At 71.9% G+C, this 25,994-nt stretch carries 22 protein-coding genes and 1 pseudogene; 12 read left to right on the forward strand and 11 right to left on the reverse strand.

The window, feature by feature from the left end:
• Positions 1–278 (reverse strand): annotated as a pseudogene (locus tag KME80_RS25575) (hypothetical protein); the annotation flags it as partial.
• 142 nt (positions 279–420) lie between these two features.
• On the opposite strand from KME80_RS25575, the gene KME80_RS25580 reads away from it, so the two are divergent.
• The 3 genes from KME80_RS25580 (at position 421) to KME80_RS25590 (ending at position 3,084) form a co-directional block, all read left to right on the forward strand.
• A complete protein-coding gene (locus tag KME80_RS25580) occupies positions 421–966 on the forward strand; it encodes a hypothetical protein (protein WP_219508691.1) in 546 nt (181 codons plus the stop codon).
• 93 nt (positions 967–1,059) lie between these two features.
• Positions 1,060–1,992 (forward strand): hypothetical protein, encoded by a 933-nt coding sequence (locus KME80_RS25585; RefSeq protein ID WP_219508692.1) that lies wholly within the window; start codon positions 1,060–1,062, stop codon positions 1,990–1,992.
• A gap of 120 nt (positions 1,993–2,112) precedes the next feature.
• The gene (locus KME80_RS25590; protein ID WP_219508694.1) at positions 2,113–3,084 is read left to right on the forward strand and encodes a prephenate dehydrogenase; all 972 of its coding nucleotides are present in this window, start codon (positions 2,113–2,115) and stop codon (positions 3,082–3,084) included.
• A gap of 50 nt (positions 3,085–3,134) precedes the next feature.
• On the opposite strand, the gene KME80_RS25595 is transcribed toward KME80_RS25590, so the two are convergent.
• Together KME80_RS25595 and KME80_RS25600 are read right to left on the reverse strand one after the other, a co-directional pair.
• Positions 3,135–4,322, reverse strand: a complete 1,188-nt coding sequence (locus tag KME80_RS25595) for an acyl-CoA dehydrogenase family protein (RefSeq protein WP_219508695.1) — start codon at positions 4,320–4,322, stop codon at positions 3,135–3,137.
• Positions 4,323–4,391: 69 nt separating this feature from the next.
• Positions 4,392–4,667 (reverse strand): phosphopantetheine-binding protein, encoded by a 276-nt coding sequence (locus tag KME80_RS25600; RefSeq protein ID WP_246645785.1) that lies wholly within the window; start codon positions 4,665–4,667, stop codon positions 4,392–4,394.
• 224 nt (positions 4,668–4,891) lie between these two features.
• Here KME80_RS25600 and KME80_RS25605 point away from each other — a divergent pair, with 224 nt between their 5' ends.
• Positions 4,892–5,302 (forward strand): SgcJ/EcaC family oxidoreductase, encoded by a 411-nt coding sequence (locus tag KME80_RS25605; RefSeq protein WP_219508697.1) that lies wholly within the window; start codon positions 4,892–4,894, stop codon positions 5,300–5,302.
• A 148-nt stretch (positions 5,303–5,450) separates the two neighbouring features.
• Here KME80_RS25605 and KME80_RS25610 read toward each other — a convergent pair whose 3' ends face one another.
• Both KME80_RS25610 and rfbH read right to left on the reverse strand, forming a co-directional pair.
• A complete protein-coding gene (locus KME80_RS25610; RefSeq protein WP_219508698.1) occupies positions 5,451–6,485 on the reverse strand; it encodes a glucose-1-phosphate thymidylyltransferase in 1,035 nt (344 codons plus the stop codon).
• Positions 6,486–6,534: 49 nt separating this feature from the next.
• Positions 6,535–7,839 carry a lipopolysaccharide biosynthesis protein RfbH gene (gene rfbH, locus KME80_RS25615; protein WP_219508699.1) on the reverse strand — a complete coding sequence of 435 codons (1,305 nt, stop codon included), beginning with the start codon at positions 7,837–7,839 and terminating at the stop codon, positions 6,535–6,537.
• Between the two features lie 198 nt (positions 7,840–8,037).
• Between rfbH and KME80_RS25620 the strand changes: the two genes are divergently transcribed.
• The 6 genes from KME80_RS25620 to KME80_RS25645 all read left to right on the forward strand — a co-directional run bounded on the left by KME80_RS25620 (position 8,038) and on the right by KME80_RS25645 (position 17,671).
• Complete coding sequence (locus tag KME80_RS25620; protein ID WP_308125931.1) at positions 8,038–9,351, forward strand: nucleotide sugar dehydrogenase; 1,314 nt, start codon at positions 8,038–8,040, stop codon at positions 9,349–9,351.
• A 99-nt stretch (positions 9,352–9,450) separates the two neighbouring features.
• Positions 9,451–10,821 carry a condensation domain-containing protein gene (locus KME80_RS25625; protein WP_219508701.1) on the forward strand — a complete coding sequence of 457 codons (1,371 nt, stop codon included), beginning with the start codon at positions 9,451–9,453 and terminating at the stop codon, positions 10,819–10,821.
• Positions 10,822–10,862: 41 nt separating this feature from the next.
• On the forward strand, positions 10,863–12,497 hold the full coding sequence (locus KME80_RS25630) for an MFS transporter (RefSeq protein WP_219508702.1): 1,635 nt from the start codon (positions 10,863–10,865) through the stop codon (positions 12,495–12,497).
• Between the two features lie 83 nt (positions 12,498–12,580).
• Positions 12,581–14,896 (forward strand): ATP-binding cassette domain-containing protein, encoded by a 2,316-nt coding sequence (locus KME80_RS25635; RefSeq protein ID WP_219508703.1) that lies wholly within the window; start codon positions 12,581–12,583, stop codon positions 14,894–14,896.
• Positions 14,897–14,912: 16 nt separating this feature from the next.
• The gene (locus KME80_RS25640) at positions 14,913–16,226 is read left to right on the forward strand and encodes a nucleotide disphospho-sugar-binding domain-containing protein (protein ID WP_219508704.1); all 1,314 of its coding nucleotides are present in this window, start codon (positions 14,913–14,915) and stop codon (positions 16,224–16,226) included.
• A complete protein-coding gene (locus KME80_RS25645; protein ID WP_219508705.1) occupies positions 16,223–17,671 on the forward strand; it encodes an extracellular solute-binding protein in 1,449 nt (482 codons plus the stop codon). The genes KME80_RS25640 and KME80_RS25645 overlap by 4 nt, the downstream gene beginning before the upstream one ends.
• Before the next feature lie 78 nt (positions 17,672–17,749).
• Here KME80_RS25645 and KME80_RS25650 read toward each other — a convergent pair whose 3' ends face one another.
• Positions 17,750–19,285: a class I SAM-dependent methyltransferase gene (locus KME80_RS25650; protein ID WP_219508706.1), complete on the reverse strand. Its 1,536-nt coding sequence runs from the start codon at positions 19,283–19,285 to the stop codon at positions 17,750–17,752.
• Positions 19,286–19,321: 36 nt separating this feature from the next.
• A complete protein-coding gene (locus KME80_RS25655; protein ID WP_219508707.1) occupies positions 19,322–20,152 on the reverse strand; it encodes a methyltransferase domain-containing protein in 831 nt (276 codons plus the stop codon).
• A 183-nt stretch (positions 20,153–20,335) separates the two neighbouring features.
• On the opposite strand from KME80_RS25655, the gene KME80_RS25660 reads away from it, so the two are divergent.
• Together KME80_RS25660 and KME80_RS25665 are read left to right on the forward strand one after the other, a co-directional pair.
• Positions 20,336–21,718, forward strand: coding sequence for an FAD-binding oxidoreductase (locus KME80_RS25660; RefSeq protein WP_219508708.1), 1,383 nt, complete (start codon positions 20,336–20,338; stop codon positions 21,716–21,718).
• A gap of 30 nt (positions 21,719–21,748) precedes the next feature.
• The gene (locus tag KME80_RS25665) at positions 21,749–22,105 is read left to right on the forward strand and encodes a DUF1801 domain-containing protein (RefSeq protein ID WP_219508709.1); all 357 of its coding nucleotides are present in this window, start codon (positions 21,749–21,751) and stop codon (positions 22,103–22,105) included.
• Positions 22,106–22,160: 55 nt separating this feature from the next.
• Here KME80_RS25665 and KME80_RS25670 read toward each other — a convergent pair whose 3' ends face one another.
• From KME80_RS25670 to KME80_RS25685, 4 genes are read right to left on the reverse strand one after another with little or no spacing between them, the layout of a single operon-like run.
• On the reverse strand, positions 22,161–23,564 hold the full coding sequence (locus KME80_RS25670; RefSeq protein WP_219508711.1) for a phenylacetate--CoA ligase family protein: 1,404 nt from the start codon (positions 23,562–23,564) through the stop codon (positions 22,161–22,163).
• Positions 23,561–24,235 (reverse strand): flavodoxin family protein, encoded by a 675-nt coding sequence (locus KME80_RS25675; RefSeq protein ID WP_219508713.1) that lies wholly within the window; start codon positions 24,233–24,235, stop codon positions 23,561–23,563. Before KME80_RS25675 ends, KME80_RS25670 begins: the two co-directional genes overlap by 4 nt.
• Positions 24,236–24,265: 30 nt before the next feature.
• Entirely contained in the window at positions 24,266–24,475 is a 210-nt protein-coding gene (locus KME80_RS25680) for a DUF6052 family protein (protein WP_219508715.1), read from the reverse strand.
• Positions 24,459–25,787 carry a phenylacetate--CoA ligase family protein gene (locus KME80_RS25685; protein WP_219508717.1) on the reverse strand — a complete coding sequence of 443 codons (1,329 nt, stop codon included), beginning with the start codon at positions 25,785–25,787 and terminating at the stop codon, positions 24,459–24,461. Before KME80_RS25685 ends, KME80_RS25680 begins: the two co-directional genes overlap by 17 nt.
• Positions 25,788–25,994 lie beyond the last annotated feature (207 nt).

The following is a 25,994-nucleotide window of genomic DNA, read 5'->3' on the forward strand; positions in this document are numbered from 1 at the left end:
ACGGACGCAGGCGAAGGCCCGTCCGGGGGCGGGGGCGGGGGTGCGGGGGTTTCCGGGGAGGGGGTCATGCGGCGGGTGAGGAGTGCCATGCCGGACAGGCCCGTGGCGGCCAGGGCGGCGGCGCCCGTGACGCGGGCCCACAGGGCCACGGCGGGGTCGAGGACCCAGGCCCCGGCGACGAAGACGAGGAAGAACCCGGTCGTCGCGGTCACGCTCCACCAGGTGCCCCGGCGGAAGCGGCCCAGGCCGGCGTCCTCGTCGATCGGGAGGTCAGGCACGCGGCCATTCTCGCAGCAAGGCACGCGCGGATGACAGATGTCACCCGATCATGTGACACGTCCACGCGCGCCCGTGCGCATCCGGCACTACTGGCGGGGCGCGCCGGTGGCGAGGCTGGAGCCCTCATCGAAGGAGGACGCCGTGAACGACACGACCGAACGGGTCTCGACGCTGCGCCACTGGCCCACCATGGCCGGGATCGTGCTGGCCGGGCTGATGGTGTACGGGCTGGCGGGCGGGGAGGAGGTCGCGCCGGTCCTGGCCGCCTCCGGGATGATCTACCTGGGCGCCGCCGCGCTGGGCCGGCCGTCGGCGGCGTGGCCGCTGTTCGGGGTGAGCTTCGCCGTCATCGCCGTCTCCAAGGCGCTGCTCCCGGGCGTCGGCCCGACCTGGCCGATGCTCGGCGTGGCCGCCGGGCTGGCGGCGTACGGGCTGGTCACGCGGGCGGCGGGGCTGTCGCGCCAGGTGCTCGCGATGGCGGGGTTCGGGCTGGTCGCGGTCGTCACGCTGGCGGTCGGCGGGGACGCGGGCGCGTACCTGGTGGCGGCGGGGATGCTCGGTCACGCCGCGTGGGACGTCCACCACCATCGCACGGGGAAGGTGGTGGCGCGGTCGCTGGCGGAGTTCTGCTTCGTGCTGGACTCGCTGGTCGGCGTGGCGCTGGTGGCAATGACTGTATGGCAATGAATGGCCACAAACTAAGCATTCTCGAAGAAATCGCCCCCAAGATCGCCGTTCATCCTGACCGTACGTGACACTCCGAGTGAACGGTGGTGGGTGATGGCGAACACGTTGAGCGGCCGGCAGGCGCGCGACGGTGAGCTGCGGACCGTGCGGCGCGGCCGGGTCGTCCTGATCAGCGCGGTGATCGGGTTCCTGCTGACGGTCGTGTGGTCGGCCCGGTTCGTGGACGAGACGATCGGCGGCACCGTCGCCGACACCCTGCTGGGGCACGACGCCGCGGAGGCGCCGATCGCGGGCATCGCGGCGGGGGTCGTGTTCGCGTTCGTGACCGGCATGGCCGGCACGTTCACCGCGTGCAACATCGCGGTGTTCGGCGCGCTGGCTCCCCTGGTCGGCGACGGCGCCGGGCGCCGCGAGCGGTTCCGGGCGGCGCTGCGGCCGCTCGGGCTGCTCGCCGCCGGCATGATCCCCGTCTCCGCCCTGTACGGAGCGCTCGTCGGGATCGTCGGCACGAGCATGCCGCAGTTCTCCACGGCGGCCAACGTCTCCGGCGGGCTGTCGCCGCGCAGCATCCAGTCGATGGTGGTGTTCGGGATCGTCGGGCTGGCGATGCTCTACCTGGGGCTGGCCGCGCTCAGGCTGGTGCCCGACCCGTTCGAGCGGCGGCCCGGCGCGCGCATGGTCTTCATGGGCGCGCTGATCGGCGGCTTCCTGATCGGCCGCCCGTTCGGGCTGTTCCGGGCGATGTTCCGGGACGCGGCCGAGAGCGGCAACCCGCTGTACGGGGCCGCGGCGTTCACGCTGCAGTCGATCGGCAACATCGTGCTGCTCGCGGTGCTGCTGGTGGTCACCGCCGTGGTGTTCGGCGGGCGGGTGCACCGGTGGCTGGCCGCCAAGCCGCACCGGATCGCCGTGCTGACCGCCTCGGCGCTCATCGTCGCCGGCGTGTTCACGTTCCTGTACTGGGACGTCAGGCTCCTGGCCCGGCGGGAGATCATCCCGTGGTACCCGGTGGCGCCGTGGACGTGACCCGCTGGCAGGAACGTGCTGCCCGTCGGCAGTAAGCGGACGTCACCTCGCCCCCTTTTCGGCCCTGGTCCGGCGCAGCATGGCAGTGGAAGCACCGATGCTGAGGAAGGACCGGTCACCATGGCCATCTTGACGTCCACGACGAGCGGGACCACGCGATCCACCCTCCGCCGGGTCACAGTGATCGGGTGCGGGCTGATCGGCACCTCCGTGGCGCTCGCGCTGCGTGCCGAGGGGATCCGCATACGGCTCGCCGACCACGACCCGCGTGCGCTGGCCGAGGCGGTGCGCCTGGGGGCGGGCGCGCCGCTGACCGTCGACGAGCCGCCAGCGGACGTCGTGGTCATCGCGACCCCGCCGTCCGCCGTGCCCCAGGTGCTGCGCGACGCGCAGGCCAGAGAGCTGGGAGCCGTCTACACCGACGTGGCCAGCACCAAGGCGCGGATCCTGGCGACCGCCGAGCTGGCCGGGTGCGACCTGAGCCGGTACGTCCCCGGCCACCCGATGGCCGGGCGTGAGGCGCCGGGGGCGGCCGCCGCCCGAGCCGGGCTGTTCACCGGCCGCAAGTGGGCGCTGTGCCCGTGCCCGGCCACCGCCCTGTACGCGGTGCGGGCCGTGGCCGACCTCGTCGCCGCCTGCGGCGCGCAGGTGACGCTGCTGTCGCCGCCCGCCCACGACAGGGCAGCCGCGGCGGTCTCGCACGCGCCGCTGGTCCTGTCGGCGGCGCTGGCCGCCCGGTTCGCGTACGCGGCCGGGCAGCCGGAGCTGCTGTCCCTGGCCGGCCGGGGGCTGTACGACGTGACCCGCGTGGCCGGCAGCCCGCCCGAGCTGTGGATCGACATCCTGGAGCACAACGCCGACGCCGTCGCCGGCGTCCTGGAGGAGGTCGTGGACGACCTGACCGCCGTGGCGCAGGCGCTGCGGGCGCCGGAGGGAAGCACGAGCTGGGGCGTCGTGGCCGACCTGCTGGTGCGCGGCAACCTCGGCCGCGAGCTCATCGTCGACGCCTGCGCCCCCGCCGCCCGGGACCGCGGCCCGGTGGCCGCCGAGCCCGCCGAGCCCGCCGAGGCGGCCGGTCTGGAAGCGGCGTGACGAGCGGATGCCCCGCCGCCGGAGGGCAGCGGGGCATCGGGGCACGCCGGTCAGATGTAGAGCGTGTTCGGCGGCAGGCCGCACAGGACTCTGCCGTACAGCTCGGTGTTGGTGTTGGGGTGCATGAGCGCGTGCAGGTTGGCGCTGTGCACGTCACGCAGGATGCGCTGGATCGGCACGTCGGAGTAGAGGGACGAGCCGCCGCTGGCCGAGGCGAAGATGTCCGCGGCCTCCTTGGCCAGCGCGCACACCGCGCCCATGTCGGCGCGGACCCGGGCCCGCTCCTCCAGCGTCCACGCCTCGCCGCGCTCGCTCTTGCCGTCGACCGTGGCCGCCAGCCGCTCCGCGTGGAACTGCGCCTGGTCGATCTTCAGCGCGGCCGAGGCGACCTGCAGATGGGTGAGCGGCGCCTCGCTCTGCTGCTCGTAGCCGGTGTAGGTGATCTTGCGGCCGGGCAGGCGCTCCAGGAACGCCGTCTTCGCCGCCTTCGCCAGCCCCAGCAGCGTGCCGACCGAGGAGGCCGAGGCCACGGGGAGCATCGGCGCCCGGTAGATCGGGATGCCGGCGTTCAGCCGCGACGCGTACTGCTCCTGCAGGACGGCAGGCAGCGGGAGCACCCGCTCGGCCGGGACGAACACGTTCTCGGCCACCGTGCTGACGCTGCCGGTGCCCTGGAGCCCCGTCGTGTGCCAGTCGTCGATGATCTTCAGCTCGGACGTGGGCACCAGCGCCATGATGGGCATGGGCTCCTGGTCCGGGCCCACCTGGATGGCCACGATCTCCTGCCAGTGGCTGTGCCAGGCGCCGCTGACGAACCCCCACTTGCCGTTGACCACCACGCCGCCGTTCGCCGGGGCCGCCATCGCGGACGGGCTCAGCGTGCCGCAGACGCGCACGTCCGGCGTCGAGAACACCTCGGCCTGCACCTCGTCCGGGAACAGGCAGACCATCCACGTCGGAATCCAGTAGACCGACGCCGTCCACGCGGTGGACCCGTCGGCCTGGCCCAGCTCCGCGCCCACGTCGACCAGCGTGCGCGTGTCGCACTCGTAGCCGCCGAAGCGGGCCGGGACCCGCATCCTGAAGACGCCGGCGTCGGCCAGGGCCTCGATCGACTCCTCGTGGAGGCGCCGGTTCTGCTCGTTCCAGGCCGACTTGGCCCGGAGCGCCGGCGCGAGCGCGGACACCCGCTTCACCAGCTCTTCCCGCGCCGGAACCTCGGTCGTCGTCGCCACCATTTCCTCCTACTGTTCCCTCGGGGCTGGGCCGCGTGTCCCAGCGGTCAGAAGCTCGCGCCGTCGGCGCGTTCAGGCGAGGGACGAGACCTTCGCCGCGGCGGCGACCCTGAGCACCAGCGCGCCCACGTTGGGGTCCTCCTCGAAGATGTCACCCACCTCGAGCTCGACGCCCAGCTCGTCCTCGATGCGCGACACGATGCGGATCGCGGAAATCGACTCGCCTTCCAGGTCGAAGAACGTGGCGTCGGCCATGTCGTCCGGCACGTCCAAGACGGTGCGCCAGATCTTTCCGACCTTCTCCTCGATCAGAGCGAAACTCAGCTCGCCTGCCCGATTGTCAGTCATCCGGTGTCCTCCACTGCTGAATTCCCCAATGAAAGGGCCCGCGAACGGATACCCGCCCTGAATACCGGTTCTTGCGGATATCGTCACAGGCGGCGGCGGCGCGTACATCTTTGAGAATGCGGGAAAATGCCGGCGCCCTTCGGCACGGCAGGAGAAAGGCGGCGAAGGGCGCGGAGTTATGGTCACGGAGGGTGTTTATCAGCCGCTGAGTGGAGGACGATCCCATGAGCGTCACAACGATCACCGCCGACGACACGACCGCCGTGCGCGAGGTGCCGCGGCGCATCATCGCCGCCTGGGCCGCCAACGACGGTGACGCCTTCGCCGGCGTCTTCACCGAGGACGCCACCATGATCCTGCCCGGTGACGTCTACGTCGCCGGCCGCGAGGGCATCCGGGCGTACATGAGCGCCGCCTACGCCGGGCCGCTCAAGGGCACGCGGGTGTTCGGCGAGCCCGTGTCGGCCAAGTTCCTCGGCCCGGACGCCGCGGTGCTGGTCACCAAGGGCGGCGTGCTCGCCGGCGGCGAGAGCGAGGTCGCGCCCGAGCGGGCCGTCCGCGCCACCTGGGTGCTGGTCAAGCAGGACGGCCAGTGGCTCATCACCGCCTACCAGAACACCCCCGTCGGAGCCTGACCCGCTCCTCCCCCGCCCGACCGACCGGCCTCACCGGTCGGTCGCCGCATGTCCGGGGAGCGCGCCGCACCCCCGCGCCCGTGTGCGGGAGTACGCCGCGCCCCCGCGCCCGGGGGGAGAGGCCGTACCGGGGACGGGGGCGCGGGGGTCAGCGGGCCACGGGGGCGATCTCGACGCGGGTGTTGTCGCCGACCAGCAGGCGGTACGGGATCGCGGGCGAGCCGGCCGGCTCGATGACGGCTGAGCGGCCGACGATGGAGCCGTGCATGCCGGGCACCTCCAGGATGGAGGCGCCGTCGAGCACGATGGAGTCGCTCAGCCGGGTCCCGCGCAGCACGCAGTCGCGGCCGATCGAGACGTTCGGCCCGATGAGGCAGTCCTCGATGACGGTGTTGGCCCCGACGATGACCGGCCCTTCGATGCGCGAGCGCGTGGTCCTGGTCATGGGGCCGAGCTCGACGCGCCCGCCGAGCTCGGCGAGCAGCCGCCGGTTGCATTCCAGCACGTCGTCGGGCTTGCCGGTGTCCTTCCAGAAGCCCTGGTACTCGGTCGCCCGGACGGGCCGCCCGTGGGAGACGAGCCACTGGACGGCGTCGGTGATCTCCAGCTCGCCGCGCCGGCTGGGGGCGATGGCGTCGACGGCCTCGTGCACGGCGGCGGTGAAGAAGTACACGCCCACCATGGCGAGGTCGCTGCGCGGGTGGCGCGGCTTCTCGACGAGCCGCCGCACGTTCCCGCCGGGCCCGAGCTCGACGACGCCGAACGCCCTCGGGTCCGGCACCCGCTGGGCGACGACGTGCGCGGCGGGCCGCCGGGCGCGGAAGTCGGCGGCGACGCCGGCGACGCCGTCGGGCAGCATGATGTCGCCCAGGTAGAGCACGAAGTCGTCGTCGCCGAGGAAGCCGCGGGCCAGCCGCACGGCGTGGGCCAGCCCGAGCGGCTCGTCCTGCCGGATGTAGGTGACGCGCAGGCCGAGCGACGAGCCGTCCCCGACGACCGCGGCGATCTCCGCGGCCCAGGAGCCGACGACGACGCCGATCTCGGTCACGCCCAGGTCGCGGATGTTCACCAGCACGTGCTCCAGCACGGGACGGTTGGCGATGGGGATGAGCTGTTTCGGCATCGAGTAGCTGAAGGGACGCAGACGGGTGCCGGACCCGCCGGACAGCACCAAGGCCTTCATGCGTCGGTCCGGCCCATGAGGAATCACCTTCTCGGCTTCTGTCACACGGTCATCCGCGCGCGGCGACGAACTCCTTGATCGACGCGACCACGTAGTCGATCATCTGGTCGGTCAGTCCGGGGTACACGCCGACGTGGAAGGTGTGGGTGGTGATGATGTCGGTGTTGGTCAGCTCGCCCACCACGCGGTGGTCGCGGTCGAGGTAGGCGGGGTGGCGCAGCAGGTTGCCGGCGAAGAGGCGGCGAGTGCCGATCTTGCGGTCCTCCAGGAAGTCCACGAGTTCCTTGGCGTCGAACGGCGCGGCCGGGTCGACGGTGAGGACGAAGCCGTACCAGCTCGGGTCGGAGCGGGGGGTGGCCTCGGGCAGGATCAGGTGCGGGACGCCTTCGAGGCCCTCGCGCAGCCGGCGCCAGTTGTGGCGGCGGGCGGCGCAGAAGTCGTCGAGCTTGCCGAGCTGGCTCAGGCCGAGCGCGGCCTGCAGCTCGGTGATCTTCAGGTTGTAGCCGACGTGCGAGTAGATGTACTTGTGGTCGTAGCCGTGCGGCAGCGTGCCCATCTGGTAGTTGAACCTCTTCAGGCACGTGTTGCTCTCGCCGGGCTCGCACCAGCAGTCGCGGCCCCAGTCGCGCAGCGATTCGACGATGCGTGACAGCAGCAGGCTGGAGGTCAGCACGCAGCCGCCCTCGCCCATCGTCATGTGGTGGGCCGGGTAGAAGCTCACGGTGGTGAGGTCGCCGAAGGTGCCGACGGGCTCGCCGTCGTAGGTGGAGCCGACGGCGTCGCAGCTGTCCTCGATGAGGAAGAGCTCGTGCTCGGCGGCCAGTTCGGCCATCTCGGCGACGGCGAACGGGTTGCCGACGGTGTGCGCGATCATGATGGCGCGCGTCTTCGGGCCGATGGCCCGGGCGACCATGTCGACGGTCGGGTTGTACGTGCCGAGCTCCACGTCCACGTAGACGGGGACGAGCCCGTTCTGCAGGATCGGGTTGACCGTGGTCGGGAACGCCGCCGCGACGGTGATCACCTCGTCGCCGGGCCGCAGCCGGGCGTCCTCCAGCCGGTGGGAGGTCAGCGCCGACACCGCCAGCAGGTTGGCGGAGGAGCCCGAGTTGGTCAGGTGCGCCTTGCGCCGCTTCATCTTGCGCGCGAAGACCGATTCGAACTTCCTGGCCCTGGTGCCGCCGGCGACGCGGAGGTCGAGGGCGGCCTCGACCAGCGCCAGCCGGTCCGCCACGTCGTGCACCGCCCCGGTGGGCCAGATCTCGGTGACGCCCGGCTCGAAATCCCCGGAGGGTGCCACATCGGCGTGGTATTTACGCACCTCGTCGAGGATCAACGCCTTGTGTTCGTTCATCTCACGCCCTTCGTCGATGCACCACTCCACAGCATCGGCCACCTCCATTCCCGTCGCATCTCCTGTATTGCGCCCGGCCAGGCAACCCACAAGATGCGCGCCGCCAGGAATTGCGTTGTGCTGGCAACAGGAATTTCGACCGGTCGCCCTAAAGGGGGAACGTTCATGCGATGCCTGCGGGAAAACGAGCAGCCGAAAGTGGCGGTCATCGGACTCGGCTACGTCGGCTCCTGTTACGCCGCCATCCTCGCCGAGCGCGGGTGGGACGTGATCGGCATCGACACCAACGCCAGGCTGATCGACGAATTGACCGAGGGCCACTGCCGCTATCAGGAGGACGGCCTGGCCCCGCTGCTGGAGGCCGCCATCATGGCCGGCCGGCTGCGGCTGACGACGAGTTTCGCGGCGGTCCGCGACGCCGACGTGCTGCTGCTGGCGGTCGGCACGCCGGTGCGCACCGACGGCTCCATGGTGGAGGACCAGCTCGGGCAGGCGTCCGAGCAGGTGGGCCGCCATCTGCGGGCCGGGCAGCTCGTGCTGGTCAAGAGCACGGTCCCGCCCGGCACGACGCGCGACTTCGTCCGGCCGCTGCTGGAGGGCGGCGGCCTGGCCTGCGGCGTGGACTTCAACCTCGCCTTCACCCCGGAGCGGTTCGCCGAGGGGACCGCGCTGCGGGAGCTGCGCTCGCTGCCGATCGTGGTGGGCGGCGTCGACGACGACAGCACGGCGGACGCCGCCCTGTTCTGGCGGCAGGCGCTCGGCGTCGAGGTGATCACCCAGGACTCCCCCGAGGCTGCCGAGATCGTCAAGCTGGCCGACAACTGGTGGATCGACCTCAACATCGCGCTGGCCAACGAGCTGGCCAAGTTCTGCGCCGCCTACGACGTCGACGTCCTGGACGTGATCGCCGCCGCGAACACGATCACCAAGGGCAAGAGCAAGGTCAACATCCTGCTGCCCAGCGTGGGGGTCGGCGGCTCGTGCCTGGTCAAGGACCCGTGGATGGTCTGGCACGCCGCCCGCCGCCGCGGCGTCGAGCTCCACACGCCGCCGACCGGCCGCAAGGTCAACCTCGGCATGCCCGAGCACGCCAGCCAGCTCATCATCGACACGCTGGTCGGCCAGGGCAAGGACCCGGCCACGGCGACCGTCGCCATCCTGGGCGCGGCCTTCAAGAACAACACCGGCGACCTGCGCGCGACCCCCGTCGAGGGCGTCGTCACCGCCCTGCTCAAGGCCGGCGCGACGGTCAGGCTGCACGATCCGCTGGTCGACCCGTTCCAGGCCGAGACGCTGTTCGGCATCGCCCCGACCGAGTCCCTCGACGAGGCGGTCCGCGACGCCGACTGCGTGGCCATCATGGCGAACCACCACGACTTCGCGGACATCGACTACGCGGCGCTGCCGGTGGCGGGCAACTGCCTCATTCTCGACGGCCGGGCCTACTACAGCAAGGAAAAGATCGCCGAACTGCGCCGGCTCGGTTACCTCTACCTGGGCATCGGCCGGTGAAAGACAGCAATCCAGAATAAGTCCGGAAAGTGCGTCGCGGATATTCTTTCAGTCCGTCCGGGACGCGCCTTGCGGCGAATTTCAGTGAAGGGACCCGTGGTGAGCGTCACCGAAATCCTGAACACGCCGAGCGAGCCGGTGAGCCGCGTTCCGCTTTCCCTCAACCAGGAATTCCTGTCCGTCTTCGACGAGGGTGACGACTCGGGGCCGTTCGGACCGGCGTACAACATCTTCTACGCCTGCCGGGTGCGCGGCGAGGTCGACGACGGGACGCTGCGGGCGGCCCTGGGCGACGTCGTGGCGCGGCACGAGGCGCTGCGGACGCTGCTCGTCCGCGAGCCCGGCGACAGCCACCAGCGGATCATGCCGCCGGGACCGGTGGAGCTGGAGGTGCGCGACCTGTCGGACACCGGCGCGGACGCGCGTGACCTGCGGGCGAGCGAGCTGGTCAACGAGGTGGAGTCCGGCTCCTACAGCGCGACGTCGGTGCCGCTGCTGCGCGCCGTGCTCGGCCGCTTCGATTCGGCCGACGCGGTGCTCGTGCTGGCCGTCCATCACACCGCCGCCGACGCGTGGTCGATGCACGTGATCATGCGCGAGGTGGCGCTCTGCTACGCCGTCCGGCGCGGGCACCCGGTGGAGCTGCCGCCCCCGCCGCCGCAGTACCGCGAGTACGCGGCGTGGGAGCGGGAGCGGGCCGCCTCCGACGAGCTCGACGGGGCACGCGCGTTCTGGCGGGAGAAGCTGAGCGGCGCCGAGATGCTCACCTTCCCCACCGACCACCCCCGCTCGGCCGGGCTGCCCAAGACCACCGGCTGGCACCGTTTCACCGTCGGCGCCGAGCTGAGCGCCGCGACGAGGAAGGCCGCGGCGAAGCTGCGCTGCTCGCCGTTCATGGTCCTGTTCGCCGCCCACGCGATCGTGCTGCGCCGCATCACCGGCATCAGCGACGTCGTGGTGCCGACGTTCACCACCGGGCGCACCGCGATGCGCTTCCACCAGACCGTCGGGTCGTTCTTCAACTTCGTGCCGCTGCGCACCGACCTGACGGGCTGCGACACGTTCGGCGACGTGGCCCGGCTCGTGCGGGCGAGCTGCCTGGAGAGCTACGCGCACGACATCCCGTTCTCGCAGATCGTCGCGCAGGCCCCGCAGCTCATGAGCACGGCGGCGGCCGACGACGGCGGGCTGTTCCTGTTCCAGGTCTTCCACTCGCCGTTCGCGATGAACGGCGAGCGCGTCGGCGACGTCGAGTACGCCGAGGTGCCCCGCCTGCTGTCGCAGCCGTCCGGCGGCGACATCCCGGACGGCGCGCTGTGCGAGCTCAACATCACACCGGCCGGGGAGATCATCGGCACTCTCGGCTACAACACCAACCTGTGGAACCCGGACACGATGGCCGCCTGGGCCTCGGAGTTCACCACCGTCCTGCGAGCCGTCGTCACCACTCCGGATTCCCCCCTGCACTAGGGCCGAGGGCCCTGGAAACCCCCCAGACGGAAGGATCTCCCATGGATGTGAGCTCCGGCGCCGGGTCCGATGTGCGGGCCGGTCGCAAGGAGTGGATCGGCCTGGCCGTACTGGCCCTGCCGACCCTGCTGCTGTCGCTGGACATGAGCGCGCTGTACCTGGCGCTGCCGCACCTGAGCCAGGACCTGGGCGCGAGCGCGACCCAGCAGCTCTGGATCACCGATATCTACGGCTTCCTGATCGCCGGGTTCCTGGTCACGATGGGCACGGTGGGCGACCGGGTCGGCCGGCGCAGACTGCTGCTGATCGGCGCCGTCGCGTTCGCCGCCGCCTCCGTGGCCGCCGCGTACTCGACCAGCGCGGAGATGCTGATCGTCTCCCGGGCGCTCATGGGCATCGCCGGCGCCACGCTGATGCCGTCCACCATGTCGCTGCTCGGCGTGATGTTCAAGAACCCCCAGCAGATGGGCGTCGCCATCGCCGTGTGGATGAGCTGCTTCATGGGCGGCATGGCGATCGGCCCCGTCGTCGGCGGCGTGCTGCTGGTGAACTTCTGGTGGGGCTCGGTCTTCCTGCTGGGCGTGCCGGTCATGGCGCTGCTCCTGCTGGCGGGGCCGAAGCTGCTGCCCGAATACCGCGACGCCGAGAGCGGCCGGGTCGACCTGGTCAGCGTGGCCCTGTCGCTCGGCGCGATCCTGCCCGTCATCTACGGGCTCAAGGAGGTCGCCAGGAGCGGCTGGCAGCCGGTGAACATCACCGCCGTCGCCGTCGGCCTCATCGTCGGCGTGCTGTTCGTGCAGCGCCAGCGCAGCCTCGCCAGCCCGCTGCTCGACCTGCGGCTGTTCGCCAACCGCTCGTTCAGCGCCGCCCTGGTGATCATGGTGGGCGGCGGCATCATGAGCGGCACGTACCTGCTGGTCAACCTCTACCTGCAGACGGTCGAGGGCCTCTCGCCGCTGCAGGCGGGCGCCTGGCTGGTGCCCTCGACCATCGCCACCATCTTCGGCGTGATGGCGGCCCCCGCCGTCGCCCGCAAGATCAGGCCCGGGTACGTGATCGCCGGCGGCCTCGTGGTCACCGCGGTCGGCTACCTGCTGCTGACCCAGGTCGGCAGCTCGGCGGGCGTCGCGCTGCTGGTCACCGGCCTCATCGTCAGCTCGCTCGGCGCGGGCCCGATGGGCGCGCTCGGCACCGGGCTCATCATCGGGTCCGTGCCGCCGGAGAAGGCCGGGTCGGCGTCGGCGATGTCGGAGACCAGCGGCGAGTTCGGCATCGCGTTCGGCATCGCGGTCATGGGCAGCGTCGGCACCGCCGTCTACCAGAGCAGCCTCAGCGGCGGCCTGCCCGCGGGCGTGCCCGCCGAGGCGGCGCGGACCGCCCAGGAGAGCATCGCCGGCGCCTACACGGCCGTCGAGCAGGTGACGGGGCCGGTGGCGGCGCAGCTGCTCACCGCCGCCCGCGAGGCGTTCACCTCGGCGATGAACTCCACCGCCGTCGCCAGCGCCGTCGTCGCGCTCGTCCTGGCCACCGTGGCCGCCGTCGCGCTCCGGCACGCCCCGCCCACCGGCGACCAGCCGGACGGCGGCGAGCAGCCGGGCGACGGCGAGCAGGCCGGCGAGCCCGGCGCCGCCCCCGCCGGGGCGGACCAGCCGGTGGCCGAGACCGCAGCCAAGTAGCGCGGGCCAGTGATCCGGCCGGGGATCGGAACACCTCGGCCGGATCACCGTGTCTCCCGCGCCCCGCAGGAACAGGAGCACCAGTGAGCGTCACAGCAGACCCGGCCCCCGCGCCGGCCGTCTCCCCCAGCCTCGACGTCATCAGGATCACCGGGGCGCGGGAGCACAACCTCAAGGACGTGTCCCTCACCATCCCGAAGAACCAGATCACCGTCTTCACCGGCGTGTCGGGATCGGGCAAGTCGTCCATCGTCTTCGACACCGTGGCGGTGGAGGCTCAGCGGCAGCTCAACGGCACCTACCCGTGGTTCATCCGCAACCAGCTGCCCAAGTACGAGCGCCCGCTGGCCGACGCGATCGAGAACCTCACGCCGCCGGTCGTCGTGGACCAGAAGCCGCTCGGCGGCAACGCCCGCTCCACGGTGGGGACGATCACCGACATCTACTCGGTCATCCGGTCCCTGTTCGCCCGGTACGGCACGCCGACCGACGGCCTGGCCTCGACGTACTCCTTCAACAACCCGCGCGGCATGTGCACCGGCTGCGACGGCCTCGGCCGCAGCGTCCGCGCCGACGTGGACCTGATGCTGGACCGCGACAAGTCGCTGGCCGACGGCGCGATCCTGGTCCCCGGCTACGGCGTCGGCACCCCCGACTGGCAGCTGTACGCCAACAGCGGCAAGCTCGACCCGGCCAAGCCGGTGCGCGACTACACGCAGGAGGAGATGGACTTCTTCCTCCACGGCACCGGCGGCAAGGTCCAGCTCACCACGAAGAGCGGCTCGTACAAGACGAACTACGAGGGCCTGCTCGACCGGTTCACCCGGCTGGGCGTCAAGCGCGACATGAGCAAGACCAGCGAGCGGACCCGCGAGACGATCCAGCGGTTCATCTCCGAGGGCGTCTGCCCCGACTGCGACGGCGCGCGGCTGAACCCGGCGGCGCTGGCGACCACGATCGGCGGGCGCAACATCGCCGAGTGGACCCGCATGCAGGTCACCGACCTGATCGAGGTGCTCGACGGCATCGACGACCCGGTGGCCACCCCCATCGCCCGCTCGGCCGCGGTGGCGCTGCGGCGCGTGGCGGCGATCGGGCTCGGCTACCTCAGCCTGGACCGCGCCACCTCGACGCTGTCGGGCGGCGAGGGCCAGCGGCTCAAGCTGGTCCGCTACCTGGGCAGCACGCTGACCGGCATGACGTACGTCTTCGACGAGCCCAGCGTCGGCCTGCACCCGCGTGACGTGGGACGGCTCAACGACCTGCTGCGCACGCTGCGCGACCAGGGCAACACCGTGCTCGTCGTCGAGCACGACCCGGACGTCATCGCCATCGCCGACCACGTCGTGGACCTCGGCCCCGGGGCGGGCGCGCACGGCGGCGAGATCGTCTACACCGGCTCGTTCGCGGGGCTGCGCGAGGCCGACACGCCCACCGGCCGGGGCCTGCGCGCGGCGACCACGATGAAGACCGAGTTCCGGCAGCCGCGCGGCGTCCTGCCGATCACCGGGGCCACCCTGCACAACCTCAAGGACGTGTCGGTGGACATCCCCCTTGGCATGCTGACCGTGGTCACCGGCGTCGCGGGCTCGGGCAAGAGCACGCTGATCGCCGACGTGTTCACCCGCGCGTACCCCGAGGCCGTCTACGTCGACCAGTCGCCCATCGCCGCCTCCGCCCGCTCCACGCCCGCCACGTACCTGGGCCTGATGGACCCGATCAGGAAGCTGTTCGCGCAGGCCAGCGGGCAGCCGGCGAGCCTGTTCAGCTTCAACTCCGAGGGAGCCTGCGCCGAGTGCCAGGGCCGCGGCGTCATCATCACCGAGCTCGCCTACATGGACCCGGTCACCGTCCGCTGCACCGCCTGCGACGGCAGCCGGTTCCACCAGGACGTGCTCGCGCACCGGCTCGACGGCAGATCCATCGCCGACGTGCTGGCGCTGCCCGCCGAGCAGGCCGTCGACGCGTTCACGCAGCCCGCGCTGCGCCGCAAGCTGCGGGCGCTCACGGACGTCGGCCTCGACTACCTGACGCTCGGGCAGCCGCTCAGCACGCTGTCGGGCGGCGAGCTGCAGCGCATCAAGCTGGCCGCGCAACTGCACCGCACCGGCACCGTCTACGTCCTGGACGAGCCCACCACCGGCCTGCACATGTCAGACATCACCACCCTGCTCACGCTCCTCGACACGCTGGTCCGCCAGGGCGACACCGTGGTGGCCATCGAGCACAACCTGGACGTCGTCCAGCAGGCGGACCACGTCATCGACCTGGGCCCCGACGGCGGCAAGGACGGCGGCCGCATCGTGTTCACCGGGACCCCGCTGGAACTCCTGCAGTCCCCTGACTCCCTCACCGGCGAGCACCTGAGGCGCTACCGGTCGACCCACGCACATCTCTAGATCCCAAGGAGCCTCCATGCGAGTGATGCTCACCGTCTGGCCCCAGAGATGCCATCTGTTCCCGGCCGTCCCGTACGCCCACGCGCTGCAGACCGCCGGGCACGAGGTCGTCATCGCGTGCCCGCCGGGCGCCGAGGACGACATCACCGCCGCCGGGCTGACGGCGGTGGTGTGCGGCGTCCCGGAGACGACCGCGCAAGGCTGGGCCCGGCCCGACCTGGCGCCGAACGTGCCCGAGATGGACCGGCTGGCGGCGGAGCTGGGCGTCTCCCCGGCCGACCGCGACAGCTGGGACGTCTTCTACCAGTTCCTGCTGTCGGCGGCCAAGTACCACCTGCCGCCGGAGCCGAGCGCGGACAACGTGGCGCTGGTGGAGTTCGCGCTCGCCTGGCGGCCCGACCTGGTGCTGTGGGACCCGTGGTTCCCCGGCGGCGCCGTGGCGGCGCGCGCGGCCGGCGCGGCGCACGCGCGCGTCATCATGGGCCCCGACTACAGCGGCTGGGCCACCGAGCTGTTCGCCGCCCGCGGCCCGGCCGCCGCCGGCAACCCGCTGGCCGACGCGGTCCGCCCGCTGGCCGAGCGCTACGGCGTCGAGGTGGACGAGGAGCTGCTGCTCGGCCAGTGGACGGTGGACCCGCTGCCGCCCGAGATGCGCGTCTCGACCACGCTCACGTCGCTGCCGGTGCGCTGGATCCCGTACAACGGCGGCGGCGTCAAACCCTCCTGGCTGTACGGGCCGCCCGAGCGGCCCCGGATCGCCCTGTCGCTGGGCCTGTCGACCCGCACCTACCACCAGGGCGAATGGCGCACCCCGAAGATCCTGGAGGCGGTGGCCGACCTCGACGTCGAGCTCGTCGCCACGCTCGACGCCAACCAGCTCGTCGGCCTGCCGCCGATCCCGGACAACGTCCGCGTCGTGGACTACGTGCCGCTCTCGCAGTTGCTGCCGACCTGCTCGGCCAGCATCAACCACGGCTCCAGCGGCACGTTCTGGGCCTCCGTCGCCGCCAACGTGCCGCAGATCATCGCCGACACGGACGAGTCTCAGCGCCTGGAGTTCACCGAGGAGGGCGGCAGCGTCATCCCCGAGCGGCACATCCTGTCGCCGATCGCCGCCTCGTACATCGTCGGCCGGGGCGCCGGGTTCCGGCTCGACCACCAGAAGCAGTCCGCCGAGGAGGTCCGCGCGCTGATCGTCAGCACCCTGGAGGACCCGGCGTACAAGGCGGGCGCCGACGCCCTGCACGAGGAGTGGCTGGACCGCCCGAGCCCGTCGGACATCGTGCCCGACCTGGAGAAGCTGACCGCGCAACACCGGGGGATCGCATGAAGAAGAAGATCGTGCTGGACGTGTGGGTGCCGGACCTGACCTTTCCCGGGTGGATGGACCGGTGGCGGGAGCAGGGCAGGGACTTCGAGCGGGCCCATCCCGACTACGAGGTGAACATCGAGGGCAAGGACTTCTGGACCTTCCCGCTGCAGGTCGCGCAGGCGGCGGCGAGCGGGCAGCGGCCGGCCGTGGCCGAGTACTACTTCTACATGGGCCAGGCCGCCCGCGACCTGATCGGGCCCGACGGGGAGCCGGTGTTCACGTCGCTGGAGCGGGCGATCGGCGGCCGGACGGAGATCCTGGGCGAGCCGGTGGTGATCGACGACCTGCTGCCGGCCTTCCGCGAGTACTACTCGCTCGACGGGGATCTCACCTCGATGCCGTCCGGCGGCACGACGAGCCTGCTGTTCGCCAACAAGGGGATGCTGCGGGCGGCCGGCGTGACGGAGCTGCCGCAGACGTGGGCCGAGGTCGACGAGGTGTGCGAGCGGATCGCCGGGCTGCGCGGCGACCGGCCGGCGTTCCCCATCACCTGGTCCAACCACGGCACGTTCTTCCAGCAGGCGCTGGCCACGCAGGGCGGGCTGCTGGTGGACAACGACAACGGCCGGTCGGGGCGGGCCACCACGGCGTACCTGGCCTCGGAGGAGATGCTGGCGTGGGTGGAGTGGTGGCGGCGGCTGCACGCGCGCGGCCACTGTCTCTACACCGGCAAGATCCCCGACTGGGCGGGCACGTTCCGGGCCTTCGCCGAGCGTGACGTGGCGATCCGGCTGACCTCGTCCAACGATGTCAACTACATGGTGCAGGCGGCGCACAAGAACGGGTTCGACGTCGAGGTGGGGGTCTTCCCGTACAACGGCGAGGTGCCGTACGTGGGCAACGCGGTGGCGGGCACGTCGCTGTGGCTGGCGAACGGCCTCGACGCGGACACGCAGGACGGCGCGCTCGCGCTCATCCAGTTCCTGCACAATCCGCGCAACGCGGCCGACCGGCACAAGTTCAGCAGCTTCATCCCGATCACGCACGCCTCCTACCGGCTGCTGGAGGACGAGGGCTGGTTCGACCAGCACCCGTACCACCGGCTCGGCTACGAGCACGTCAGCAGGTACCCCAGCCGGGCGCTGCCCGGCGGCGGGCCGGTGCCGGTGTCGCGGGGCGCGCTGTTCGGCGACTTCGCCGGCAACCAGGACGTCATGACGCGGGCGATGGACGACGTGCTGACGCGGGGGGCCGACCCGCTGGCGCGCTTCACGGCCGCCACCGCGGAGGCGCAGAAGCTGCTGGACGAGTACAACGCGTACGCGATCGGCACGGGCTTCCGCAACCCGGCGACGAGCCCCGGGCACAGCCTGGCCGTGGAGTCGTTCAGCACCGCCTCGGCGGGGCGCGACTACTCGGCCGCCGACCTGGAGAAGGTGGTGCAGCTCAAGCTGAACCGCTGATACCCGGGCGAGGGAGAAGGGCCGCTGCCGATCGGATCGGCAGCGGCCCTTCTGGTTTCGCGTCGTCGTTCCCGGGCGTCAGGCGGGGCGCTCGGCGGTGATGAGGACGAAGGTGCCGGGGCCGTGCTCGTGGCGGATCGTCAGGCCCGCCGCGGCCAGCCACGCCTTGATGTCGTCGAGCTCGAACAGCTCCATGCCGCTCTGGTGGCCGGGGAAGTAGTGGCAGGCGACCAGGTGGCGGTAGACGGGGTCGGCGGAGGAGTGGAAGGTGAGGAAGGTGAACGTGCCGCCGGGGCGCAGGCAGCGGCCGATCTCCTTGATGGCCTCCGGCGCGTCGTCCGGGAAGGCCTGGAGCGCGTTCCAGCACATGACGGCGCCGAGGGTGGCGTCGCCGAAGGGCAGGCGGCGCGCGCCCGCCATGACGGCGGGCAGCTCGGGCAGGCGTCTGCGGGTGGCGGTGAGCATGGGCGGATACATGTCCAGCGCGATGACGCGGTCGGCGCCGACGGCCTCGGTCAGCGTCTGCGTCCACCGGCCGGCTCCGCAGGCGAGGTCGAGCACCGGGCCGTCAACCGGGCGGACGTGCTCGGTGATGTAGGCGTCCTCGTCGGCGGGGCTGATCGCGGTGCCCCAGTTGGAGCCGGCCAGCCGCAGGAAGTTGGGGCGCGCGTACGCCTCGTAGAAGTGGCCCATGCTGGGCACCTCGGCGAGCTTGTAGAGGAAGTCGCCGGCGTTGCGCTCGGCGTCCTCGGTGAGGTTGAGGATGCCGTTGGCCACCGGGTAGACGGCGGCGCAGGCCGCGCAGCGCACCTCGGCGCCGGTGAGGTCCAGGCCGCTCGCGCAGCGCGGGCAGCGCAGCGCGGCGGCGTGCGGCGCGAACAGCTCGGTGCCGCCGTCGGGCGGCGGGGGCAGCTCGTCGCGGGGCGGGACGGTGCCGACCTCGACGGGGGTGGGCGCGCCGTTGAGCGCGGCCCAGTGGGCTGCGGCGCCCAGGTTGCCGCGGACGGTGCTGGTGTCCTTGTCCCAGTTGAGGATGATCTGCTCGGTGGGCATGGCCTTGATCCACGAGTTGTCGAAGTCGCGCTCCGCCTCGTCCATCAGCGCCCACACGGCCGGCGACGGGAAGACCCGGCCGATGACCGGGTCGTCCAGGTCGAGCCGGGCGAGCGCCCGATCGAGCTTGGACAGGTCGTAGACGTCGAGCCCCCGGTCGCCGGCGACGGACAGGATGCGGTCGCGGTCCTCGGGGAAGTGCGACAGCAGGTAGGCCAGGGCGAGGGAGAGCGGCTGCCCGTTCGCGCTGCCGATCCACAGGTCCAGGTAGAGGTCGATCTCCCGCCCCACGGCCGTGGCCAGCTCGCCGTCACCGGCGGGGTCCTCGGCTCCGGCCAGCAGGCCCAGCAGGACGGCCGGGTGGGCCTTGCGGTCCGCGGGCGCGGTGCGCAGCAGCTCGACCAGCAGCGGCACGGCGGGCGAGGCCAGCTCGGTCGCCGTGCCGCCGTCGAGCAGCAGCCCGGCCAGGCGCAGGTACTCCTCGCCGAGCCGGTCGGGGTCCGCGCCGGAGAACGACTCGACGAGGTCGGCGACGGCCGGCTGGGACATGGACAAGGTCATGTGCGCGTCCTTTCGTGGTGATCGCCCGCCTCGCGCTCAACGCAGGGGTTTGCGGGCGGAGACGATGACGTACCCGATCTGGTCGGGACGGGGGGCGAAGAATCCGGCGTGGCGCCGCGAGAACGTCGTCACCGCGGCCTCGCCGAACCGCTCGGCGATCTCCTGCCTGCGGGGCATCGCGGTGCGCAGGTACTTGGACTTGCGGCCGAAGACCCTCGGCCCGCACTGGGTGTACTCCTCGGGCAGGAACCCGGCGGCGCGCGCGTGGCCGAGCCATTCGGCGAGCGTGGGCAGCTCCCGCAGTTTGAGGCTGGCCATGAACTTGGCCACCCGCTCGGGCTCGGCCTGCGACTCCAGGCTGAAGTCGGAGAAGGTGATGCGGCCGCCCGGGCGCAGCACGCGGAACAGCTCGGCGAACACCGCGGCCAGGTCGGGGGCGTTCTGCAGCGACTCCAGGGCCAGGACGGCGTCGAAGGAGCCGTCGGCGTAGGCCAGGTCGGTGTAGTCGCCGTACTCGAAGGTGACCAGGTCGGCGACGCCGGCGGCGGCGGCCCGCTCGCGGGCGGCGCCGAGCTCGAACTCGCTGATGGAGATCCCGGTGACCCGCGCGCCGTAGCCGGTGGCCAGGAAGACGCTGGTGGCGCCCGGCCCGCAGCCGGCGTCGAGCAGCCGTTCGCCGGGGCGCAGCCCGAGCGTGTCGGCGACCTTGCGGCTGGTGCGGCCCACGGCCTCGGCCAGCGACGCCTCGTCCTCGTCGTCGTACCAGTACCACATGTGGATGTGGCCGTCGCGGAGCACGTCGCCGATGGGCGAGCGCTCGTCGTAATGCCTGCCGATTGCGGCCGTGTCGAGGAATTCGGAAGCCATGGAATACGTCGCTCTCCCGCGAATCCGGTGCACCCTGAGGCCATGGTGCGCCCCTCGGGCGGCCGGGCACATCTCCTGGTGTGCGAGACCGAAACCGCATTCTGGAAGACGTGGCGCGGGCCCGCGCGTGCGAGGCTGGACAACGGCCTGACACGCGGGCACCCGAGCTGGAGGCTGACGCTCATGACCGTGGTTGACGAGCCGGGCACGTTGATCGCCTCGCCCGGCGATCCGGCGTACGAGGCGGCCACGCACGTGTTCAACCTGGCGGGCCCGCTGCGGCCGGTCGCCGCCACCACGGCGCGGACCGTGGACCAGGTCAGGGCCGCCATCCGGCACGCGAGGGCGGTCGGGCTGGGCGTGCGCGCGCACAGCACCGGGCACGGCGCCCCCGCCGGGCGGCCGATGGACGGCGACCTGCTGATCCGCACCCGGATGGACGGCGAGGTCGAGATCGACGCGGCCCGCCGCGTGGCGCGCGTGCCCGCCGGGACCGCGTGGGCCGCCGTCGTGACGGCCGCCGCCGCCCACGGGCTGGCCGCGCCGCACGGCTCGGCGCCGACCGTCGGCGTGGTCGGCTACCTGCTGCGCGGCGGGCTGAGCTTCTACGGCCGCAAGCACGGGCTGGCCGCCAACAGCGTGCTGGCGATCGAGCTGGTGACTGCCGACGGCGAGGCGCGCCGCGTCGACGCCGCGTCCGACCCCGAGCTGTTCTGGGCGCTGCGCGGCGGCGGGGGCGGCTTCGGCGTCGTCACCGCCGTCGAGGTCGGCCTCTTCCCTGCGGCCCGGGTGGTCACCGGGGCCGCCTACTGGCCGGCCGCGCACGCCCCCCGGCTGCTGTCGGCCTGGCGGCGGTGGGCGCTCGACGCCCCCTGGGAGGCCGGCACGTCGCTGCGGGTGATGAACCTGCCGCCGCTGCCCGAGATCCCGCCCGCGCTGAGCTCCGGCCCGGTGCTGTGCGTCGACGGCGTCGTGCTCGACGCCGAGTCCGGCCCCGGCACCGCCGAGCGGCACGCCGCCGACCTGCTCGGGCCGCTGCGCGCGATCGCCGAGCCGGTGCTCGACACGTGGGAGACGACCACCACCGCCGCGGTGCTCGACGCGCACATGGAGCCGGACGAGCCCATCGCCATCGCCGGCGACCACCTGCTGCTGCGCGAGATCGGCGACGACGGCGCCGCCCGCCTGCTCGACCTGATCGCCGATCCGGCCGGCTCGCCGCTGGTCACCGCGGGGCTGCGGCAGCTCGGCGGCGCGTACGCCGCCCCGCCGGCGCCCGGCGGGGCGCTCGACCGGCTGGACGCCGCCTACGCCTATTCGGGCGCGGGCGTCGTGATGGACGCCGGCAGCCTCGCGGCCATCCGCGACCGCTGCGCCCGCGTACGTGAGGCGCTCGCGCCCTGGGACACCGGCAGGACCGCGCCCACCTTCGTGGAGGACAGCGAGCAGCCGCAGGGCCATCTCAGCGCCGAGCAGATCGGCGAGCTGGACCGGATCCGGCAGCGGGTCGACCCGGACGGGCTGTTCCGCGGAGATGTCACGCCGAACGCGTCCAGCTTGATATGAAAGCCATCACCACCACAAGGAGGTCTGCTAATGGGTAACCCGGACGTCGACGAATTCGTGAAGACCAGGGTCTCCCCGGAGTACAAGGACATCGTCGAGGGGCTGCGCGCGCTGATGGCCGAGGCCGCTCCCGACGCGCGCGAGGTGCTGACCTACGGGTCGCCCTCCTGGCGTGACAACAAGGTCCTGGCGATCATCAGCCTGAGCAAGACGCACGTCACGTTCGCCTTCGAGCGGGGCGCGAGCTTCGAGGACGCGCACGGGCTGCTGGCCGGATCGGGCAAGCAGACCCGGCACGTGAAGCTCAAGAAGCCGGCCGACCTGGAGACGCACGACGCGGCGCTGCGCGACTACATCGCCCAGGCCGTGAAGCTGGACAAGGGGTAGGACAGCGGCGTGCCGAGGGGCCGTCCGGTCGTCGACCGGACGGCCCCTCGGCGTCTCAGGTGGTGATCGCGTAGCGGTGGGCCACCTCGCGGGCCACCAGCGCCACGCGGTCGGGCTCCGACCTGTTGTCGAGGATCCTGGCCGCCTTCCAGCTCGTGAACGAGCCGGTGTTCGTCACCGGGTCCAGGCCGGCGTCCACGCTGACCCCGGCGCGCACCCCGGCCAGCTCGCGCAGCCGCGCCGACACGCCCTCGCCCACCTCGCGCGGGTCGCCGCTGATCTCCGGCAGCAGGTCCAGGCGCACCGTGACCTCGTCGCCCGGGTCGATGACGATCTGGTAGCCCAGGCAGCCCCGGACGCCGGTGAGCACGGCGCTCTCCAGCTCGGCGGGCTGCAGGGTGGCGCTGCCCAGGTGGATGCGGTCAGCCACCCGGCCGATGACCTCGACGACCGGCCCGGGCAGGGGCGCGCCGGGCGGCGCCGGGGTGATCCGGACGAGGTCGCCGGTGCGGTAGCGGATCAGCGGCTTGATGCCGTCGATCAGCATGGTCAGCACCAGCTCGCCCTCCCCCGTCTCGCCCAGCGCCTCACCGGTGTCCGGGTCGACGACCTCGGCCAGGTAGTTCGGCTTGGACAGGTGCAGGTCGCCGCTGACCGCGCCGGTGGCGATGCACAGGGCCTCCTGCGACCCGTACAGGGCGGGGTAGACGGCGGCGCCGGGCCACAGCGAGGTGACGTTCGCCCGGAAGGCGCCCGTGCACACCTCGCCGAGCACCAGGAACATCGACACCGGCAGCCGGTCGAGGTCGTAGCCGTAGTGCAGGGCGGCCTTGGCCAGGCTCAGGCACAGCGCCGGCGCGCACACCAGCACCTCGACGCCCAGCTCCTCGATGAGCCGCAGCGCCTTGCGGAAGCCGACGCGCGGCGACTCCGGCCAGATCTTGACGTGGCAGATGCCCAGCTCGGCGGTGACCGCGCCGAACACGTCGCCGAAGGCGTACAGCTCGGAGGGGCCCATCAGCCCGACGACGGGCCTGCGGTCGCCGAAGCGGGCCGCGAACAGCCGCCGCCACGCCTCCACGACGGCGGAGTTGCTCGTCATGACGTCCCTGGGCCCGCGCGGGCAGGGCGTGGACGCGCCGGTGGTGCCGGTCGTCTCGTAGTAGACGGCGGCCTCGGCGACGCTGCCGGACAGCACGTCGTACATCTCCCGGCGCAGGTCGTCCTTGGTGGTGAACGGCAGCAGCGGCAGCGTGTCCGGGGTCACCCGCGCCAGGTCGATCCCGGCCAGGTGGCGGCGGTAGAACGGCGAGCGCTCGGTGACGTGCCGCAGCACGCTCGCCAGCCGCCGCTCCTGCCAGGCGGCCCAGTCGTCCCGCGACATCGCGCCGGCGTAGAAGCGGGTGTGCAGCCGCCGGTACTCCTCGCGGAACGCGGCGTCGTCCGGCGGCGCGCTCACATGCGCTCCCGCGCGGCGTTCCAGGCCAGCCCCTCGCGCTCGTTGCGTTCCGGCGGGGGCAGGATGTCGTCGCGGCCGGTCAGCTCGCGGTAGTCGTCCAGCAGCTCGATCATGTCGATCATGCGCTCGACCTGGCGGCCGACGTTGATGAGGCCCTCCTCGTCGAAGGCCGCGTCGCCCTTGTGCAGGGCGTGCACCGTGGCCGGGAACCCGGCGCCGACGACGATCATGCGGTTGAGCAGGGCGTTGGCCATGAGCTGCGCCCACACCTCGCCGGCGCTGTAGCGGCGGGCCAGCGCGATGATGCCGGCGACCTTGTTGCTGAGCGGCCGGTCGAAGCGCAGATAGCCCACGCCGGCCCGCTCGATGAACGTCTGCATCAGGCTGGAGGTGCCGAACCCGTGCACGGGGGCGGCATAGATGATGGCGTCGGCCTCGATCATCTTGTCGACGACGCCGGGCACGTCGTCGGTCTGCACGCACCGCACGACGCGGTCGTTGCAGTCGCCGCACGGGCCGCAGCGCATCATGTCGATGTCACGCAGGTGGATGGTCTCGAACTCGACGCCGCGCCGGAAGGCGATGCCCGCGGCGTACGCGAGCACGTCGGCGGTGTTGCCGTCGCGTTCCGACCCGTTGATCGCGACTATCTTCTTCGGCCTGCCGGCCATGGTTGCCTCCTCCGGGCTCAGACGGGCTGCTCACACGGGCTGCTCGGAGCTCCATTTGTGGGAGTAGAACCCGAAGTCGAGCGCCTGCCCGTCGAGGGCGGCGTGCAGCTCGGCCACGGCGGCGCGCGCCGCGGCCACGACGGAGGGGACTCCGCAGGTTTCCGCGAGCTCGTGCAGCGTCGCGTAGCAGTCGCGGAGCTGGCGCTCCTGCTTGTCGGAGAGCTCATCTGCGTTCGTCATGGAACCTCGCCGCCTTCAGTTCGAACCGGGGAAGGGTGCCCGGAGTCACGAACTCCACGTCCGGGCGGATGCCGACCTCCTGCTTCATCGTCGTGCTGACGCGGGCGCCGAGGTCGGCGACGTCCAGGCCGGGGATCTCGTCGGGCTCGATCCGCAGCACGATCGTGTCCAGGCCGCGGATCGTCCGCAGCACCACCTGAAACTCGTTCACCTCGGGGAAGCCGCGCAGGACGTCCTCGACCATGACCGGGGTGACCGACACGCCGCGGATCTTGCGCATGTCGTCGCGGCGGCCGAGGATGCCGCCGTCGAACCAGTCCCAGGTCCGGCCGCAGCCGCACTCGCTCCACGGCCGCTTGACCACGAGGTCGTCCGTCCAGTGCCGGAACAGCTGCATGCCCTCGCGGCCGAGCCCGGTCGTCACCCGGATGCCCTCTTCGCCGTAGCCGACCGGCTGCCGCGTGTCGGGGTGCAGCACCTCTTCGATGACGCCCGACTCGATGATGTGGCAGCCGCCGTTGAGCGAGGGGCACTCGAACATCGACACCGTGCCGAACTCGGTCGTCCCGGCCGCGTTGAAGACGCGTGCGCCGAACGCCTCGGAGATCGCCTGCGTGGTCGACTCGGGCCGCGGCTCGCCACCGGCCATGATGATCTTCACGTTGGCGTCGCGCGCCAGGTCGACGCCCATCTCCTTGGCCGTCTCGATCAGGCGCATGGCGTAGCTCGGCGTGCAGCCCAGCACCTCGACCTGCAGGTCCACCAGGATGCGCACGCGCGCCTTGGAGTCGAGCCCGCCCGCCGGGACGACCCGGCAGCCCATCCGCTCCAGCCCGTAGTGCATGCCCCAGAAGCCGATGAACAGCCCGTACCCGAACGCGACCAGGCCCGTGTAGCCGGGCCGCACGCCCATGCCGTGCAGCACGGTGCACCACAGGTCGACCCCCCAGGTCCAGTCGCGCTGGGTGTCGAAGGTGCGCACGGGCGGGTCGCCGCTGGTGCCGCTGGTCTGGTGGTGCCGGATGGCGAAGGACGGGTCCAGCGACGGCCACGTCCCGTACGGCGGCGCCGTCTCCTCCGCCGCGATCAGGTCCTTCTTGTACAGCAGCGGCACCCGCGCGAAGTAGTCCTCCAGCGAGTCGAGCCGCTCGGGCAGCCGCTCGCGCCAGAAGGGCGAGTTCGCCCGGGCGTGGGCGAGCGCGAGCTGCAGCTTGCGCCACTGCCAGGCGGCCAGCTCCTGGCGTGGCATGGTCTCGGTCTTCCTGTTCCAGTAGCCGGCCGTGGCCGGTCCGGGTGGCGCGAGCAGTGCCATCAAGCCTCCCCCACGCGCGGGTGACGCGATATCAACCGAATCAACCGAAGGAATAGCGTTACGAATCATGCTTTACTGGCACATCTTGCTGGCCGGTCCGCCCGTGGCGCATCTCCGAGAATGCTGGGGCTGAACCAGCGGATTTCTCCGAGAATGCGGCGTTCATCTGTTCGGTTGTCCGGCGACCTTTTCTCTCAGCAAACTGTC

It is taken from the genome of Nonomuraea ceibae, assembly GCF_019396325.1.
Lineage (GTDB): Bacteria > Actinomycetota > Actinomycetes > Streptosporangiales > Streptosporangiaceae > Nonomuraea > Nonomuraea ceibae.